This is a genomic window from Mesorhizobium sp. WSM1386 (assembly GCF_055901595.1).
In genome coordinates, this window is record NZ_CM148373.1 from 4,248,701 (window position 1) to 4,263,371 (window position 14,671).

Sequence of the window (14,671 nt, forward strand, 5' to 3'; positions counted from 1 at the left end):
GACTATTCGCCAGGATCGAACTCACCTTTGAATAGGACTGTCGCGACCGGTCCAAGCGGATTGGCAATCCGGCTCTCCAGGACTTCGACGAGTTTGCGTCCGACCCCCGCTATGTCCACGAAATGAACGCCGATGTTCGCCGGTAGGAAGCGTGCCAGTCGCGTGCTGTCCCGAGTGACAATGTGGATGTCGCTGCCTGGCACAAAGCCTTTTCTGCCAACAGCGTGTAACGCCCCTAAAAGGCCCAGTTCGTTGGCGCATGCCAAGCCTGTCGGCGGATTTGACGACGCCAGCAAGCGATCGAACCAGGCTGCGCTCGATTCCACCGTGAACATGCCGTGACCGATAAGCGACTGGTCTATCGAAATACCGGCCTCGGCCATCGCCTTTCCATAGCCGGCGAGACGCATGGTGCTCGCCTGATCCTCCGGAACGAGAAGCTGCAGCGCAATACGTCGGCAGCCCTTGTCCATGAGCCGTCGGGTCGCCTCGTAGGCAATCTGTTCATTGTCGATATCGACATAGGGATACGCGGTAGCCAGGTCGGTTCTTCCAAACGCGACGAATGGGATGCGTTCGTCCAGCAGCAGCTTGACGCGCGGATCACCCGACACCAGGCGTGTGATGATGAGGCCGTCCGCGCTATGCGCCTGAAGCAGGCGCTGCACGCTTTCGACCGGGTCGTCGTCGGGCGTGGTGGAATAGATGGACAAACTATAACCCGCTCTCCTCGCCGCCAGCGTCATGCCCTCGACCAGAGGGAGCTTCGCCAGATCGGAAAGGTAGTCGCGCGTTTCCATGGGCAGCACTGCCGTCAAGGTCAGGGTTCGTCCGGTTTTCAGCGCACGACCATGATGGTTCGGGACATAGCCGACCCGCTTCGCTACCTCCTTGACGCGCGCCGTGGTCGAGGGATGCACTTCCGGCCCGTCCTTGAGCGCCCGCGATACCGTGGTCACTGAAAGGGAAAGTTCCGCCGCGATCTGTTTTAGATTGGCCATCATCGCCTGAATTCATTTGCGAAAGCGCCGGCTGATTTTGCAGACCGTCGCAACGTTACCGGATTCCAACTCACGGTCAATCCAAGCTCTTGCTAAAGCAACTTGACTCCATTGTCTTTGGATGTAATCGTAACGTTACGATTAACAAAAATAGCGCTTTTGAGCGCCATTTCTATAAATCCCAGGGAGGAGAACATATGTCTTGGCTACGCATTTCATTGGCCGCAATTGCGGTCACCGTTGCCTTCCCCGTTTCGGCCCAGACGGTCACCATCACCACCGCAGGCGGTGATTATGGCAACGCCATAAAGGAGGCCATGTGGGCCCCCGCTGCAAAAGAGCTTGGCTATGATGTTCGCGAGGAGACGCAGAGCGACGGCCTAGCAGCGCTCAAGATGCAAGTCACCTCGGGCGCGGTCTCGACAGACATCATCCACCTGGGCTCACCGGAAGGTGCGCAGGCAGCCGCACAGTCGCTGCTGGAGCCGCTCGACTACAAGATCATCGATCCAAAGTCCGTGCCGGAAGGCGCAAAGTCCGACTACTGCTATCCGTTCGACTCCTATGGCACCGTCATGTCGTGGAACACCAAGACCTATGGCGAGAACCCGCCGAAGACCTGGGCGGAGTTCTGGGATGTCGCCAAGTTCCCGGGCCGTCGCGCCCTGCGCGCCAATGCGCAGGATCTGATAGAGATCGCGCTGCTCTCCGACGGCGTGTCGCCGGCCGACGTCTATCCCGTGCTCAGCACGCCGGAGGGTCTGGATCGCGCCATCAAGCGGCTTGAAGCGATCAAGCCGAATGTCTCGGTCTGGTGGACCTCGGGAGCGCAGTCCGCGCAAATGCTGAAAGATGGCGAGGCGGACTTGCTGGTTACTTGGAATGGACGAGCCCAGACCGTGAAAGCGGATGGCGGCGCAGCCGACTACACGTTCAAGGGTTCCGTCATCGGCACGGACTGCCTCGCGGTGCCGAAGGGGGCGCCGAACAAGGAAGCGGCCATGAAGCTCATCGCGGCGATGACACAGCCCGCCCGCGTGGCGAAGCTGACCGATTTCATCGCCTATGGACCGGTCAATCCTGCCGGCTATGAGGGTGGCCTTATCCCCAAAGACCGTCTGAAGACCCTGGCGACCGCGCCTGAAAACGCAGGCACTTCGGTGTTCTCAAATGCCGACTGGTGGCTCAAGAACGGCGAGGCCGCTCAAAAGGCCTTCGATGAAATGATGAACCGCTGAGCCTCGAATTCGTCAACTCCAGGGTTGCAGCACATGATGAAGTCGCTCCCGATCACCATCGACGGCGTGCGCAAGGCCTATGGATCTTACGTCGCGCTGGACGATGTCTCACTCGACATTCAGGCTGGCGAATTCCTCACGCTGCTGGGGCCGTCCGGGTCGGGCAAGACCACGTTGCTCATGGCTCTGGCCGGTTTTGTCCGGCCCGATCGCGGTAAACTCTTGTTGGGGGATCGCGACATCACTCGCCTGGCCCCCAACAAGCGGGACATCGGCATAGTCTTCCAGAACTATGCCCTGTTTCCACACATGAGCGTTCTGGCAAATGTCGAGTATCCCTTGGTGCTGCGCAAAACGCCGAAAGCCGAGGCCCGCCAGAGGGCGCTCGACACTTTGGCCCGCGTGAAGCTGGACGGCCTGGCGGAGCGCAACATCGCCGCATTGTCCGGCGGCCAGCGCCAGCGGGTGGCGTTGGCGCGGGCGATCGTCTTCGAGCCACGCGTGATGCTGATGGATGAGCCGTTGTCGGCGCTCGACAAGAATCTGCGCGAAACCATGCAGTACGAGATCCGACGTCTGCACGATGATCTCGGGATCACCACCATCTATGTGACGCATGACCAGCGCGAAGCACTGATCATGTCAGACCGGGTTGCGGTGATGAACTCCGGCCGCATTCAGCAGATCGATACGCCACAGCAGATTTATGATCGTCCATCGACCCGCTTCGTCGCGGAGTTCATGGGCGAGGCCAACATTGTGGCCCCAGGAGCAGCACGCAGAATCGACGGCGCCGATGCGTCACGCGAGACCCTGATGATCCGCGCGGAAAGCTTTCATCTTGATGCGACCCTCGTCGGGCGAGACGGAGTGGCGCTTGAGGGAATGCTGCGCGCCAAGGCGTTTCGCGGTGAGAACTGGCTTTTGACACTGGCGCTTGACGGCGGGCAAGAAGTCCTTGTCTGCATTCCGGCGGCGCTGGCCAGAGACTGCGCCGACCTTGCCGCCGGTCAGCGGGTGACCGCCTATGCACCAGCAGCGAAAGTTCACGCGATACCGGGAGCGGTGCCGTGACCTTCCTTGCCGATCCTGCTCTCGCGGCAGACGCTCGACGCGAGCGGCGGTTCTTCCTCTCGCTTTCACTGCCTGCGCTGTTCATCGTAGGACTGGCGGCGATCCTGCCTATCCTATGGATTATCCGGCAATCCTTCCTGACCACGGCGGGCGAGTACACGGTCGGCAACTACGAGAAGGTGCTTTCGAGCGGACTGACATGGTCGGCGCTGGTCACAACCGTTGAACTGTCCCTGGGCACGCTGGCGATCTGCATTCTTCTCGGTACCCCCCTGGCGCTCGCCCTGGCCAGCGCCAGACCAAGGGTGGCCAATTTGCTGATGGCCTTCGTGATGCTGCCCTTGTGGACCTCCATTCTGGTGCGCACCTATGGCTGGCTCGTCCTATTGCGGCGCGATGGCCTGATCAACGCGGCTTTGACGGGTTCAGGCCTGACGGCCGAGCCATCGCCGCTGGTCTACAACTTCACCGGGACGCTCATCGGCATGGTTCACTACATGCTGCCGCTCTTTCTGCTGCCCGTTTATGCCGCGATGCGCGATATCGACGCCAACCTTGTCCGCGCTTCGGCGAGCATGGGCGCCACGCTCGGGCAAACGATCCGCACCGTCATCCTGCCGCTTTCGACCGGCGGTATCTTCTCGGGCTCATTGATCGTCTTCATCTACACCATAGGCTTTTTCATCACGCCGGCGGTGCTCGGCGGCGGCAAGGTAAATCCTCTCTCCATCCGGATCGAGCGCACGCTGTCGACCTTTCAGGACTGGGGATCGGCGAGCGTCCTGGGCATTCTGCTGCTCATCTTGATAGCCTTGGTGGGGGTGATGTTTCTGGCTGCGCAGCGGCTGATTGCCGGGCGCAAAGTCGGTACAGCCCATGCTTGAAGCCTATCCAGACAACAGCCTGGCCCGTATCCTCCTGTGGAGCTTTTGCGCGCTCATATTGGCGTTCCTGATGCTGCCGACGCTGGTGGTCGTGCCGCTCTCCTTTTCAGCGTCCGATCTCCTCGAGTTTCCGCCGCGCGCATACTCGTTGCGCTGGTACGAGAATTTCTTCGGTTCGGCGACATGGATGGCCGGGCTCAGAACGAGCCTGATCCTTGGGACATTGACGGCGACGCTCGCAGTGCCCTTGGGGCTGCTGGCCTGCATCTCAATAAACAGGCTCGGCGGAAAGGCCGCCGCAACCATTCAGGGCGTTCTGCTCACCCCGTCTATTGTGCCGGGCATCCTGCTCGCGATCGGTCTCTTCTTTGTGCTCGCGGCGCAACGTCTGGTCGGAACGCTGTTCGGCGTGCTGGTCGGGCATGTGGTGCTGGCCATTCCTGTCGCCTGCATTGTGTTGTTGCCGGCCCTGGCCCGCTTTGACTGGAACCAGGTGCAGGCGGCGCGAAGCCTCGGCGCGAACTGGGCGAGAGCCATAGGCGGGATAATCGTCCCGCAACTTCAGATCAGTCTGTTGTCGGCCACGCTGATGGCCTTTCTGACGTCACTCGACGAGTCCGTTATTTCGATCTTCGTCGCCAGCGGTCAAAACAGCACGCTGCCGAAGCTCATGTTCCTGTCGCTGCGCGATCAGATCGATCCGACTATTGCGGCGATCTCGACCTTGTGGACCGTCATCGTCCTGATCGCTGTCCTGATCGTGAGCCTTCGCCAAAAATCCTGACAGAGACTGGAAACATGCCCCACAACCATCACGCAGCCGTTGCTCCGGCGTATCATTCAACGGACATCCCTCAGGTGGGGCTGGCCATCATCACCGGCTCGGCAAACTGGGGGCTTGCCTTCCCGGAAGATGTCGAATTCTTGGGCGTGCGCACGTTGCGGCGCGACATGAGTTTTGAAACGCCTTTCGGTCGTTCAGACAACTGGAAGCTTCTCGAGTTCGATGCCTCGATTACCGCCGAAGGCAACACCAAGCGTGCGTTGTGCATGTATTCGCACGGCAATCCCCGCGATCATATAGACCATTCCTGCCACCGCCGCGCGTTCTGGGTCTTGATGGAAGCGGGTGTAAAGCAAGTGCTGTCCTGCTCGACCATCGGCGCCGTCAACAAGGCGATCAAGCCCGGCGACATGGTGGTGAACGCCGATATCATCGAACTGACGCAGACGCCGTTTTCACTGCTTCCCGGCCGCCAGAGCTTCGACTGCTCGGGCAAACAGATGGTATGTCCAAGATGTGCAGCGGTTCTGGTCGAAACCGCCCGCCGTCATTGGCCAGCCGAATGCCGCGTTCATGGCATCGAGCAGCAGTTAGTCGCTGGCCACTGTTACGGTCCGCGGCTGACCACCCCGGCCGAAGCCTTGGCGTTTCGAAACCTGGGGGCGGATGTGCTCAACCATTCGATCGCCCCTGAGGCCACCTTGTCGCGCGAAATTGGAGCGTGTTTCGTGCCTCTTGCGTTCGTAACGGCAGGTTTCAACGACTATATGGACCGCAATCGCCAGGCATTATTGCAGGAGGACGTGTTGCCGAGCCTCTCCATGACAGCCTCGCGGGTGGCGCTGGAGACCGCGGCGTGTCTTCCGGCTAATCCTGAATGCTCTTGCCACGGCTTGAAGTCGCCCCAACCGGCAGAGCGTTCTACCCGGTTCTGAAAAGCAGCGAGAGAGTCTGCATCGTTCACTTGCGGTGATGCTCGCCGAACTGAGAGTCCGCCCTTGAAGGTCCCATGCCCGAATCGTCCGGGCCCGCTTCCGACCCCATCGAGACGCTCCTTGCTCGTACCGCGCCTTTCCAATGAGGGACTGAACACCGTCACGATGTTCGCGAGATAGCGCGAGTGAGGCGTTCATCGGGCGAAATGCAGCGTTGTAGGTGGGACAAGAACATCGAAAAACATCGGAGCAGATTTGAACGCTTTGCTGTCCCACTAGTTCCTAACTGCTTGATTTAGCGTCTTTTCCAAAACTCCTCCGGGCCCACCAAGATTCTTAGATTTCAGCGGGTTAACCCGAATCCGCCGCAAAAGTGGGCTATCGAGAGCTGTTGTTAGTTATTCGTACATCTGATCGTTTCCCGGAAGCGGTGCAGCGTAAGGGCAAACGCTCATCCTCATCCGGGAGCTAAATTCTCCTGCTCGTTAACACCAGCGACACGTAGTGCAGATGCTCTTACTCTGAAAGAATCCCAGTGATGAGTGCGGTGATCGGCGGTAACGACGTGCGAATAGGCGGGTTTTGACTGGACACAGATCTCCATTTCTGGCGGACAGCAGCCTTGCGCCCAACAACGGTCATACAAACTAACTTCATCGTCTCCCGAAAGCTGACAATTGCTTGCGCACGGTATTTGAACATTCAGGCTGGCGGCGGGGGGCAGTATCGCGATTGAACCCGGCCTGCCATTGCTCACAGGACTTCTATGCAGTTGAAGACCCGCGAGGCATCCGTGTTCCACAAAGTTGCGCCGGTACGGAGGGGCGTCCTCTAACTCCTAACGGCCCCATACGTCCCACAACAAGCCATCTCCTATGACACCTGCTTTGATGATCGAATGGCGCTGCAATCGCGGTGCCAGCATCAGAAGCTAACGATTTGTGCGACCGTGGAATACAGGCTCGCCTAGGCATTTCGATAACTAATGAGATCATTGCACGCGAATACGCGGCGTTTCACTTGGGAATAAAGCCTGTGGAACCATCCGCGCTGTATCACTACGTGGCGATTTGGCAGAAGGGCAGGGCCTTTTCCAGCGCATTGAATGTATCGCTCGAGGCGATCATCGCTGCGTTTTCCAAGCAGCCGCCTGCTAGAGGTTGCTAGAGTTTTCCTTAGGAAGCGCCAGAGATTGAGGTTTTGTTGGCAGCTCATAGCGGATCGCACTTGCGGCGGCCAGGACGCCCTCGCAACCCGGATCGTGTGGAGGGTTTCCGGCTTGAGATGCCGTAGGTGAGATCCCCGATGGAAAGGACATATGGTCGAAACAGGTCCATCGCCCGTGGCATCAAGACGCGGTACTTTGCAGGACAGGAACCCTACCGTTTGAATTGCATACGATAGCTTCGGATGTGCTGATGGCCGACAAGGGCCGCTACACGGGCGGCGCTTTTGTTACCTTCAAGGCCAGGCGCTCTGGAATCGCGTCCAGGGCAAGGTCGGTGCGCCGCCGCCGAAGGGCCTCAAAAAGCAAAAAGCCGAGTGGCTGAAGGCGGGCCTTTCAGGCGAAGGCGCGCTTCCCTAAAAACGAAGAGACGTTGCACCAAGCGATGCTGCGCGATTTCTGGAAGGACGACGATGGCATTGGCTAAGAAGGATCAGGAGCGCGTCACGTACGCCTGGATGTACGGTCAGCAGGCGCACAAGGATGGCAAGGAACGCGCCGTGCCAAGCTATTGGACCGAGCACGCCGAAGCCTGGCTGCATGGCTTCGACGGCGTGCCACTAGGCAGCGAGCCCAAGCCGATGAGCGCCAGCATGGAAGCGGAGGTGGACGAAACAGCAGTCGACCGTCCTGACTCCGGAACCTAGCTCTTAGCTTTGGCTTATGTGCTCGATCAGCACGCGCGGCATTAATTCCTCGACCGTTGGATAGCAGAAAAACTGCCGACGCAATGACTGACGATCCGGTTGCGATCAGCGACCTTGCGGATAGCGCGATGAAAGCGGCCGATGAGGCCGGCATCGCCACCACGGAAATCATTGACGAAGTGCCCAGCGTGTTCGACGTCATCGCCGAGGCCATGGATCACCGCGAACCAAAGATCGGTACCGCTTCACTCGTTCCCGACGCGTTCCCATTTTGGTCTTCCGCAACGGCAGGCTGGTGATCTCATGTGTGGGCTCGTTTTCGTCAAAACGACAATCCCGGACATGGTGCGGCGTTTCGAATTTGCTCATCCCGGCGATGTCGAGCACATGGGGAATGCTTTCCCGATCTGGAACGGTGCGCCGAGCCCGAGGTATCCGATCATCATGGAAAGAGTCGCTCGGGCGGTTGTCGAAGCCGCTTTCCAGTCACAGCACAATTCAATGGTCGGAGCCCACGCATTTCGCCCGGATGTGGATCACATCCTACAGGTGATTGCGGGATCACGTGAACTGCTGAAACGGCTTCGCCGGCGCCAACTCGATGACGCTGCCAAGGACCGGCAACGGAACTGCCGCACTTCTGGGAACACACGGTCGGCAGTGGCTACGCGACGCTCGGCTTGCGTGCCGCCATTCGTCTAGCGAACAGGTGAAACCTGGCCTGTTTGCGGGAGATGTCCACTGTTATGTCGACTTACGTGGCGAAGGCAGCGGAGAACCGGCGCGGCTTCAACCTCGTCACGCGAGGACTGGAGAGATCAGTCTAGGGGCCCCGGCAACTGCTGCGGCATGCCGATTTAGCAAGGTGCTTTCGGCAAAGCGGGGCGCCGCTGCCACGAATTGCTGGAAGCAGATCGTGCGACCGGGCGGGCAGATGCAGCGCGCAGGCTTTGAGGGGGGCACCATCAACCGCGAACTTCGCGAGTTCCACAACTCCGATCAGCGCGAGCTTTGGCTGCGATCTGGACAGGGTCAGCGCCCCGGAGGCAGCGCCGTGTGACCCGGCTCCGATCTGAGAGCCGGGTCCGGAGTCGGGATTAGTAGTCGTTGTTCTCGATCACGACGTGACGATGCCGGCGGTGCATCGGGCGGTCGTCCGAACGTTTAATGATGATGGTATCGGGACGATGATGTCTGCGCCAATAATGGCGATTGCCATTGTCGTAAAACGCCTCGGTGCCATGACGGCGATGATGGAGGCGAGCTCCGTCCTCATTGATGACGACAGCGTCCGCACGATGGTGATGGCGGTGCTGGTTCGTGGTGAGAACGATCGCATCCGCCGAGGCAATGGAAGCGACCAAGCAAAGCGCCAGCGCGCCCAGAATCAGGGTGGTTTTCATGTTCAACTCTCCAAGGAAGTAAGATGCCCTTCGTTCAATAAACATCGTTTGCACACTTTGGGTCCTGTCTGGATTGTTAGCCGGCACGACTCGGCGAGCCGCGACGCTTCCCTTGAGGGTCTCCGGGAAAGAGCGGCAGATTTCACAGCCCGATAGTTTGCCCGGCTTCCAGATGAAGGAAAGCCACCGACGAATTGCTGAGCGGGTCGTCAGGGACGCGTGGACTGAATACACGGTCGAGAATGGCGAGCAGCGAACCCAGAGCGCGCATCATGTCCCAAGCGGGCGCGGATCAATGACGGCCGGGAGGCACCCCCACGGGGGCCGGCGCGCGGCCCAATTATCCGATCACCGACGCAGAAATTTTTACCAAATATTCCGACCCCATAATGTGATTTGGTTTTTCAGCAGGTTCTCCCAATATGCCACTGATTGGGAGGTCACGTGGATGGAACGCCTGTTGAAGTCCGACGACGTCATACAACAAGCGATAGACCAGGCTATTCAGGGCGATATCGTCTCCCTTAAGAAGGCCATCGCATTCATCCGAACGAAGCGCCCTGACCTAAAGGGCGATCTGGACGAACTCGGCCACGACAACCCACTATGTGAAAAGGTGGTTCAAATCGCTGCGCAGACTGGGAAAGCCGTCCTCTTCGACCTGCACGAGTAGACCAGCGCCCGCTGTTTAAACCTATCATATCAGCGGATCGCAATTCCGACCCGCAATGGAACCATTTGTCCGACAATAAGTTATAGGCGCCAGGACTCATGGGGGCTCCCTTGGCGAAACGTGACAAAGCCGGCCACAAGACCGTCGCCGGCTCTCTTCAAGAACTGATCCGAAACGAGGACAACCGTCGTCAGGTTCGGAGGGCCTTCGGTTTGGAGGTCGAACCTGAGTTGCCGCCGACGTTAGCCTCACTCCTCGACGCCATTGAACAGGCTCATCAGGAAGCCCTAAATTACCCTCATGAGCCAGCAGAGGTACGACTTGAGGCGAGACCCGGATGGGAGCTGGACGGTGTTCGACGTGTTCACCGGGCAGCCGGCTGATGAGTGGGGGCACCGGCTGAACACCTCGACCAGCCCTGGGCCTGCATTCCCAAGTAATTAAGTAAAATCTTATCGTTGTCCTATATGCAAAGGACACTATGCCGCCGAATATCCTGTCTATTCGGCAACGAAGTGGCACCTTAGCGCGTACTAATGTGAGTAGCGGGCCCTGCGCTTGCTGCACTTAGTTAGACAGCCACAGGAGAGTGTCATGGCCAGTATCCTTGCGAGAACCGCCAAAGCATTGGCGAGTGGTGCAATGATTGCAGTTATGTGCATGCCGGCGTATGCGGGCGGGATAGGCGTCGGAGCCGGAGCCTCGGTCGGTGGGAGCGGCGGCGTGAATGCCGGGGTGGGTGCTTCCATCGGCGGTTCGGGCGGAGTGAACGCTGGCGTCGGCGCCTCGGTCGGTAGCGCGGGCGGCGTCAATGCCGGTGCTGGTGTTTCGGTTGCAGGGGCAGGCGGCGTGAACGCCGGCCTCGGAACATCAGTTGGTGGCACCAATGGCATCAGTGCCGGAGCCGCTGCGACGGTGGGCAGCCCGAAGGTTTTGAAGGCTAGAATTGGCGCAAAGATCGGTGGCCCCAATACATTGCGGGCAGGGGCTTCGGTCGGTGGCTCAAGCGGCGTCAATGCCGGTCTCGGGGCGTCGGTCGGCGGCTCCAGCGGTATTAATGCCGGAGCCGGTGCGCGGGTAGGCGGAACGAACGGTGTGACGGCCGGATTGGGTACAACCGTGGGCGGCACGAGCGGCGTTGGTACTGGGGCGGGTGTAGGCATTGGCAACGGCGTCAATATGGCTCTCGGCATCGGCGTCGGACACAGTCCGAGCAGCCCAAGCAACCCGAGCAATCCGACCGGTCCCAAAGTAGCCAGTGCCGTCGCTAATATATCGGATGGCAAGTTGGCTCGCATGAAGAAGCGGTGCGTAGACGTGCTTGGCAGCCAAGAGACTTATGACCGCGACCTGCGCCAGCTCTGCCTACTGATCGGCGGCCGTTGACCTGGACAGCCGGGACGGAAGTGCGAACCAGCCGTAAGGCGGTATGACACTCTCCTAGCCTTCGGCCAGTCAGAAAGCCCGTCTCCCGCAAGCGACGGGCTTTTTGCCGGTGCTATCGGAGAAGGTCGCCATATTCTGGGACCCGCACTCGATCATTCTTAGCTTCTAACGCTCGCGGCTCGTCTCTAAAACCCTCCATGTAGTTGGCTAGCCTGAGCCTTGCCTGGCTCCGATCACCCGCGCAGAGATTTGCACTAATTCCGACACCATCGGTCGGGCTTTAGTCCGAGTTGACATTCACGCGAGGCCGCTCAAATGATCCGCCAAATCGGGGGCAGGGGATTACATGCCGATAGCACGCCTCGCGAAAGACAGCGTCTTTGAACCTGAAGATCTGACCTTTCTGTACGAAATGATGGACCAACTCTGTTTGCTGCGCGGGATAGAGCGCCAAAGCCATGAAGCTGAAGCGGCGGCCCTGGCGCTGATTGCCCGCTACAAGGCTGGGCTGCGCGGTGACGAACTCGCGCAATCGTTGGAACTCAAATAGCCGATTTGAGGCAGTCCAATCAGGGAACCATCAAGGCCACCAATGGTTGGGCTCAGTGCAACCGTGCAGGCCGACCATGCAAGAACTGTCTACCGAGCAACAGCAGGCTATATCGCGTCTCATTCGGAAGTGGATTACTTCTGAGACCCTGCGTCGTTACATCTTCCAACTGCTGAAATTCCCTGCAGACCCGGATCTCTCCGAGGAGCAGCGGTCCAAGCTTGACGAGCTTAATCGGAAGCACAACGTATCGTCCCATGGAACCAAGGTACGAACTAAAGAGGGACCCGAAGGGGTGGTCGGTGGTCGACCGACACACCGGCAAACCAGCGGAGCCCGAAGGTCACCCAGCGGTCGGCCTGGACGTCACCTACGCGACTGACTTGGTGATACTCCTCAACGCCAACGACCTGAAGAGCAGGCTCTCATACGGGCGATTCGCCTGACGGGTCAGCAGCAAGCGCCACTATCGAGGGCAATGCGAAAGCCCAGGAGGCCAGGAGGTTCTTCAGGCTGGCTGCTATCGAGGAAGGGATGCTCCTCGCTGCGTATGAGCTGGACAACTGAGTACCGGATCCCCTAGGCCATACCTCGGGAGAACTTCAGGGGGGCCTAGAGGGGAGCCTTGCTGCTGGCAGGCGGGAAGCCGTTGTCGGCGCTCACCGGCCTGGACGCTCAAGAATTGCGGATGGCGCAAAGGCTGCTCGGGCGATCGAACAGCGAGCGGTTGGCAACCAGAGGACGAACCGAACGCTTCAAATATCGTCGGCCCGTTCACACGATCGAATATTATTGGGCAGGCTGGGGCTGGCAGATCGACCCGCTGGAAATGACAAAGCAATTTTTCAGATGGCCGCTGCACTCACAAGTGGTCAGCAGAGTCCCGTCCTTGCGGCACTCATGAAGGCCGGCCAAGGCTCCCGCTTGCAACAGTCACAGGTCGATCGTGTCGCGCGGGCGCTTTTGCTTTCCTCGACCGAACCTTCCATCCAGAAGGCGACGGCGAACACGCTCAGGATGACGATCGACGCCGAAGCGGCGCCGTAGATGAATTGGATTATCATCTGGTCGAGAATCCAGCCAAGGCCCTGGTGGATGCCGACAAGAATGACAACGAAGATGACAGCGGCAATAAGCTGAAGCACGGTGTTCCTAGACATGGGTAGTGAGCACAAGACGAAACCGGCCCGATTGATAGATAAGCGGCAGCGGCTTTGAAGGGTAGAGAATGGCGCTTCCATTCAACGGTCGAGTCCGCACATAAGACCCAGCTAAACTGAGGTCGGTGATAGTGCAGGGGCAAGGCCCATGGGAATACTTCGACCGAGACCGAAGCCAAAAAGGCATATCCAAATAGCGACCGCTATGGAGAGGACGGCCGGCGCATCTATAGCGCATATGCCGCTTCTGACGAAAAGAAGCCGGTAATTCGACGCAAACGGCGGCGCCGCGTGGTGCTCATAGGCGGCGGATCGCTCGCTGTGCCTTGCTCTACCTGCTGGGGGCTGGTTAACCGGCAATTGATGCGGCCCGGCGCCTGTGGGTTGGGGCGAACAGGAACCGGGCCTAACCGTCGGGCTGTCTGTGCGCACGGAGCCGTCGGCTCGATTATTTATGCGAAAATGCTAATTACATCAAAGCTATCAGAATGAAGTACGAGAACAGCAATAGGGAGGAGAGCACGGGCCGATGAAGCTGGCGACAATCCACATCGGAGACGATCGGTGACTTCGGTTTTTCCACCACCGGCGTCTTCTCAATGAACAGCGCCGACTAGATCTCGGAAGACTGACGACCAGATCGGAAATCAGCCGACCGACCATGATAGTGAGCTTCCAAAGCACAATAGGCCACTGCGGTCTGCGCTTCCGGGCCGTAGAGCTCAAGAGCCGCCTTCACTGCATCGTCAGGGCCGACGAAATCTGAGAGCCGCAGCGCAGCACCATTGTCTGTCAGAAGCATCAAAACGATCCTCCTGGGTGCTCGTTACACAACACCCTTTGGCCCTATCGAGCAAATGAAGCCGGTGGCTTGTCGAAAAACAGGGCGACCGACGTTGGGCGGGGGTGGGGTTGGGGACTCGTCGGTCACCCATAGGAAAGGGGGCCATAGAAGAGGTTGGCCCTAGGGTCATTATGCCACCCAACCCTCAATTTGGGAAGAGCCGCCCGCCGACAGCTCAACGCCCCTGTCTGTCCGGAACTCGGGCAACACTTCTTTGTCTTCGACAGCTTTCGTGCCGGCCGATTCCATAACCTGCGGCCCGACGGCTTAGTCTAGTTGCGGCGGGGCACCCAGCGAAAGGCGCTGGGCCTAATCGGCGGCAAGTTGTTGGGATGTGCTGCCGCCTGGCGAAGAAATAGGCAATTCCTGGGAATGGGCGGGCTTTTTCGTTTCGGCGTGGTAGCGTGAAGCGATGAGGCTGTGGTTATTCGGTCTGCTGGTTCTGCTTTTCATGGCTGCTGGCTTCTGGCCGGCGGCGCACATGGCGGTTATTTCGGCCGCTTCGGGAAGTTGATTATTTGGGCGCTGTCTTCCGGCTCTAATGCTCCATGATTTTGCTGCTCGTGCCACATCACCTGTCGGAAGTCGCGCATGTCGACTTTCTGGCCGCAAGTTGCGCATGAATAGAAATTGTCGGGGCCGTTTCCCCTTGCGCCGTGGCGCTTGCCAAGCACGGGCGGACCGAGGTCAGATAGTTTGGTCATGTCGGTTCGTCCACCAGCGGTTTCTTCCTGGGCGGCGGCTTATAGGCATTCACCAGGCGCAGGCTGTCTAGGTTGACGGTGATAGTCACGCCAAAGTTCACAGTCGCCAGATCACCATCGATGTGAGTGACGTTGCCGATAAGCTCGATTGCCACCTCATCGC

Annotated in this window: 17 protein-coding genes; 12 read left to right on the top strand and 5 right to left on the bottom strand. The window is 59.1% G+C overall.

What is annotated here, in order from left to right; all coding sequences use genetic code 11:
- Window positions 1-2: 2 nt before the first annotated feature.
- Complete coding sequence (locus tag AC0NIH_RS20775; RefSeq protein ID WP_473469474.1) at window positions 3-1,004, bottom strand: LacI family DNA-binding transcriptional regulator; 1,002 nt, start codon at window positions 1,002-1,004, stop codon at window positions 3-5.
- An 86-nt stretch (window positions 1,005-1,090) separates the two neighbouring features.
- Between AC0NIH_RS20775 and AC0NIH_RS20780 the strand changes: the two genes are divergently transcribed.
- From AC0NIH_RS20780 to AC0NIH_RS20810, 7 genes are all read left to right on the top strand, one after another.
- Window positions 1,091-2,239 (top strand): ABC transporter substrate-binding protein, encoded by a 1,149-nt coding sequence (locus AC0NIH_RS20780; RefSeq protein WP_473469472.1) that lies wholly within the window; start codon window positions 1,091-1,093, stop codon window positions 2,237-2,239.
- Between the two features lie 36 nt (window positions 2,240-2,275).
- Entirely contained in the window at window positions 2,276-3,313 is a 1,038-nt protein-coding gene (locus AC0NIH_RS20785) for an ABC transporter ATP-binding protein (RefSeq protein ID WP_473469495.1), read from the top strand.
- Entirely contained in the window at window positions 3,310-4,197 is an 888-nt protein-coding gene (locus tag AC0NIH_RS20790; protein WP_473469470.1) for an ABC transporter permease, read from the top strand. Before AC0NIH_RS20785 ends, AC0NIH_RS20790 begins: the two co-directional genes overlap by 4 nt.
- Window positions 4,190-4,981, top strand: coding sequence for an ABC transporter permease (locus tag AC0NIH_RS20795; protein WP_473469468.1), 792 nt, complete (start codon window positions 4,190-4,192; stop codon window positions 4,979-4,981). The genes AC0NIH_RS20790 and AC0NIH_RS20795 overlap by 8 nt, the downstream gene beginning before the upstream one ends.
- A 14-nt stretch (window positions 4,982-4,995) precedes the next feature.
- Window positions 4,996-5,916, top strand: coding sequence for a phosphorylase family protein (locus AC0NIH_RS20800; RefSeq protein WP_473469466.1), 921 nt, complete (start codon window positions 4,996-4,998; stop codon window positions 5,914-5,916).
- A 1,638-nt stretch (window positions 5,917-7,554) separates the two neighbouring features.
- A complete protein-coding gene (locus AC0NIH_RS20805) occupies window positions 7,555-7,788 on the top strand; it encodes a hypothetical protein (RefSeq protein WP_224687932.1) in 234 nt (77 codons plus the stop codon).
- 83 nt (window positions 7,789-7,871) lie between these two features.
- Entirely contained in the window at window positions 7,872-8,087 is a 216-nt protein-coding gene (locus AC0NIH_RS20810; protein ID WP_473469464.1) for a hypothetical protein, read from the top strand.
- A gap of 798 nt (window positions 8,088-8,885) precedes the next feature.
- Here the strand turns inward: AC0NIH_RS20810 and AC0NIH_RS20815 are convergent.
- Window positions 8,886-9,191: a hypothetical protein gene (locus AC0NIH_RS20815; RefSeq protein ID WP_473469462.1), complete on the bottom strand. Its 306-nt coding sequence runs from the start codon at window positions 9,189-9,191 to the stop codon at window positions 8,886-8,888.
- 448 nt (window positions 9,192-9,639) lie between these two features.
- Here AC0NIH_RS20815 and AC0NIH_RS20820 point away from each other — a divergent pair, with 448 nt between their 5' ends.
- The 5 genes from AC0NIH_RS20820 to AC0NIH_RS20840 all read left to right on the top strand — a co-directional run bounded on the left by AC0NIH_RS20820 (window position 9,640) and on the right by AC0NIH_RS20840 (window position 12,847).
- A complete protein-coding gene (locus tag AC0NIH_RS20820) occupies window positions 9,640-9,864 on the top strand; it encodes a hypothetical protein (RefSeq protein WP_474025044.1) in 225 nt (74 codons plus the stop codon).
- Between the two features lie 594 nt (window positions 9,865-10,458).
- Window positions 10,459-11,250 carry a hypothetical protein gene (locus tag AC0NIH_RS20825; RefSeq protein ID WP_473469769.1) on the top strand — a complete coding sequence of 264 codons (792 nt, stop codon included), beginning with the start codon at window positions 10,459-10,461 and terminating at the stop codon, window positions 11,248-11,250.
- A gap of 346 nt (window positions 11,251-11,596) precedes the next feature.
- Entirely contained in the window at window positions 11,597-11,800 is a 204-nt protein-coding gene (locus tag AC0NIH_RS20830; protein ID WP_023780923.1) for a hypothetical protein, read from the top strand.
- A gap of 625 nt (window positions 11,801-12,425) precedes the next feature.
- On the top strand, window positions 12,426-12,704 hold the full coding sequence (locus tag AC0NIH_RS20835) for a hypothetical protein (RefSeq protein ID WP_473469771.1): 279 nt from the start codon (window positions 12,426-12,428) through the stop codon (window positions 12,702-12,704).
- 20 nt (window positions 12,705-12,724) lie between these two features.
- On the top strand, window positions 12,725-12,847 hold the full coding sequence (locus AC0NIH_RS20840) for a hypothetical protein (RefSeq protein WP_473469772.1): 123 nt from the start codon (window positions 12,725-12,727) through the stop codon (window positions 12,845-12,847).
- A gap of 726 nt (window positions 12,848-13,573) precedes the next feature.
- Here AC0NIH_RS20840 and AC0NIH_RS20845 read toward each other — a convergent pair.
- The 3 genes from AC0NIH_RS20845 to AC0NIH_RS20855 form a co-directional block, all read right to left on the bottom strand.
- Entirely contained in the window at window positions 13,574-13,762 is a 189-nt protein-coding gene (locus AC0NIH_RS20845) for a hypothetical protein (RefSeq protein WP_473469774.1), read from the bottom strand.
- Between the two features lie 530 nt (window positions 13,763-14,292).
- Window positions 14,293-14,508, bottom strand: a complete 216-nt coding sequence (locus tag AC0NIH_RS20850) for a hypothetical protein (RefSeq protein ID WP_473469776.1) — start codon at window positions 14,506-14,508, stop codon at window positions 14,293-14,295.
- On the bottom strand, window positions 14,505-14,663 hold the full coding sequence (locus tag AC0NIH_RS20855) for a hypothetical protein (protein ID WP_473469777.1): 159 nt from the start codon (window positions 14,661-14,663) through the stop codon (window positions 14,505-14,507). Before AC0NIH_RS20855 ends, AC0NIH_RS20850 begins: the two co-directional genes overlap by 4 nt.
- Window positions 14,664-14,671: the final 8 nt, after the last annotated feature.

Excerpts from the sequence above, each read along its gene's own strand:
- AC0NIH_RS20775 (WP_473469474.1), bottom strand. The coding sequence starts at position 1,004 with ATGATGGCCAATCTAAAACAGATCGCGGCGGAACTTTCCCTTTCAGTG.
- AC0NIH_RS20785 (WP_473469495.1), top strand. The coding sequence starts at position 2,276 with ATGAAGTCGCTCCCGATCACCATCGACGGCGTGCGCAAGGCCTATGGA.
- AC0NIH_RS20795 (WP_473469468.1), top strand. The coding sequence starts at position 4,190 with ATGCTTGAAGCCTATCCAGACAACAGCCTGGCCCGTATCCTCCTGTGG.
- AC0NIH_RS20800 (WP_473469466.1), top strand. The coding sequence starts at position 4,996 with ATGCCCCACAACCATCACGCAGCCGTTGCTCCGGCGTATCATTCAACG.
- AC0NIH_RS20805 (WP_224687932.1), top strand. The coding sequence starts at position 7,555 with ATGGCATTGGCTAAGAAGGATCAGGAGCGCGTCACGTACGCCTGGATG.
- AC0NIH_RS20810 (WP_473469464.1), top strand. The coding sequence starts at position 7,872 with ATGACTGACGATCCGGTTGCGATCAGCGACCTTGCGGATAGCGCGATG.
- AC0NIH_RS20815 (WP_473469462.1), bottom strand. The coding sequence starts at position 9,191 with ATGAAAACCACCCTGATTCTGGGCGCGCTGGCGCTTTGCTTGGTCGCT.
- AC0NIH_RS20820 (WP_474025044.1), top strand. The coding sequence starts at position 9,640 with ATGGAACGCCTGTTGAAGTCCGACGACGTCATACAACAAGCGATAGAC.
- AC0NIH_RS20825 (WP_473469769.1), top strand. The coding sequence starts at position 10,459 with ATGGCCAGTATCCTTGCGAGAACCGCCAAAGCATTGGCGAGTGGTGCA.
- AC0NIH_RS20830 (WP_023780923.1), top strand. The coding sequence starts at position 11,597 with ATGCCGATAGCACGCCTCGCGAAAGACAGCGTCTTTGAACCTGAAGAT.
- AC0NIH_RS20845 (WP_473469774.1), bottom strand. The coding sequence starts at position 13,762 with ATGCTTCTGACAGACAATGGTGCTGCGCTGCGGCTCTCAGATTTCGTC.
- AC0NIH_RS20850 (WP_473469776.1), bottom strand. The coding sequence starts at position 14,508 with ATGACCAAACTATCTGACCTCGGTCCGCCCGTGCTTGGCAAGCGCCAC.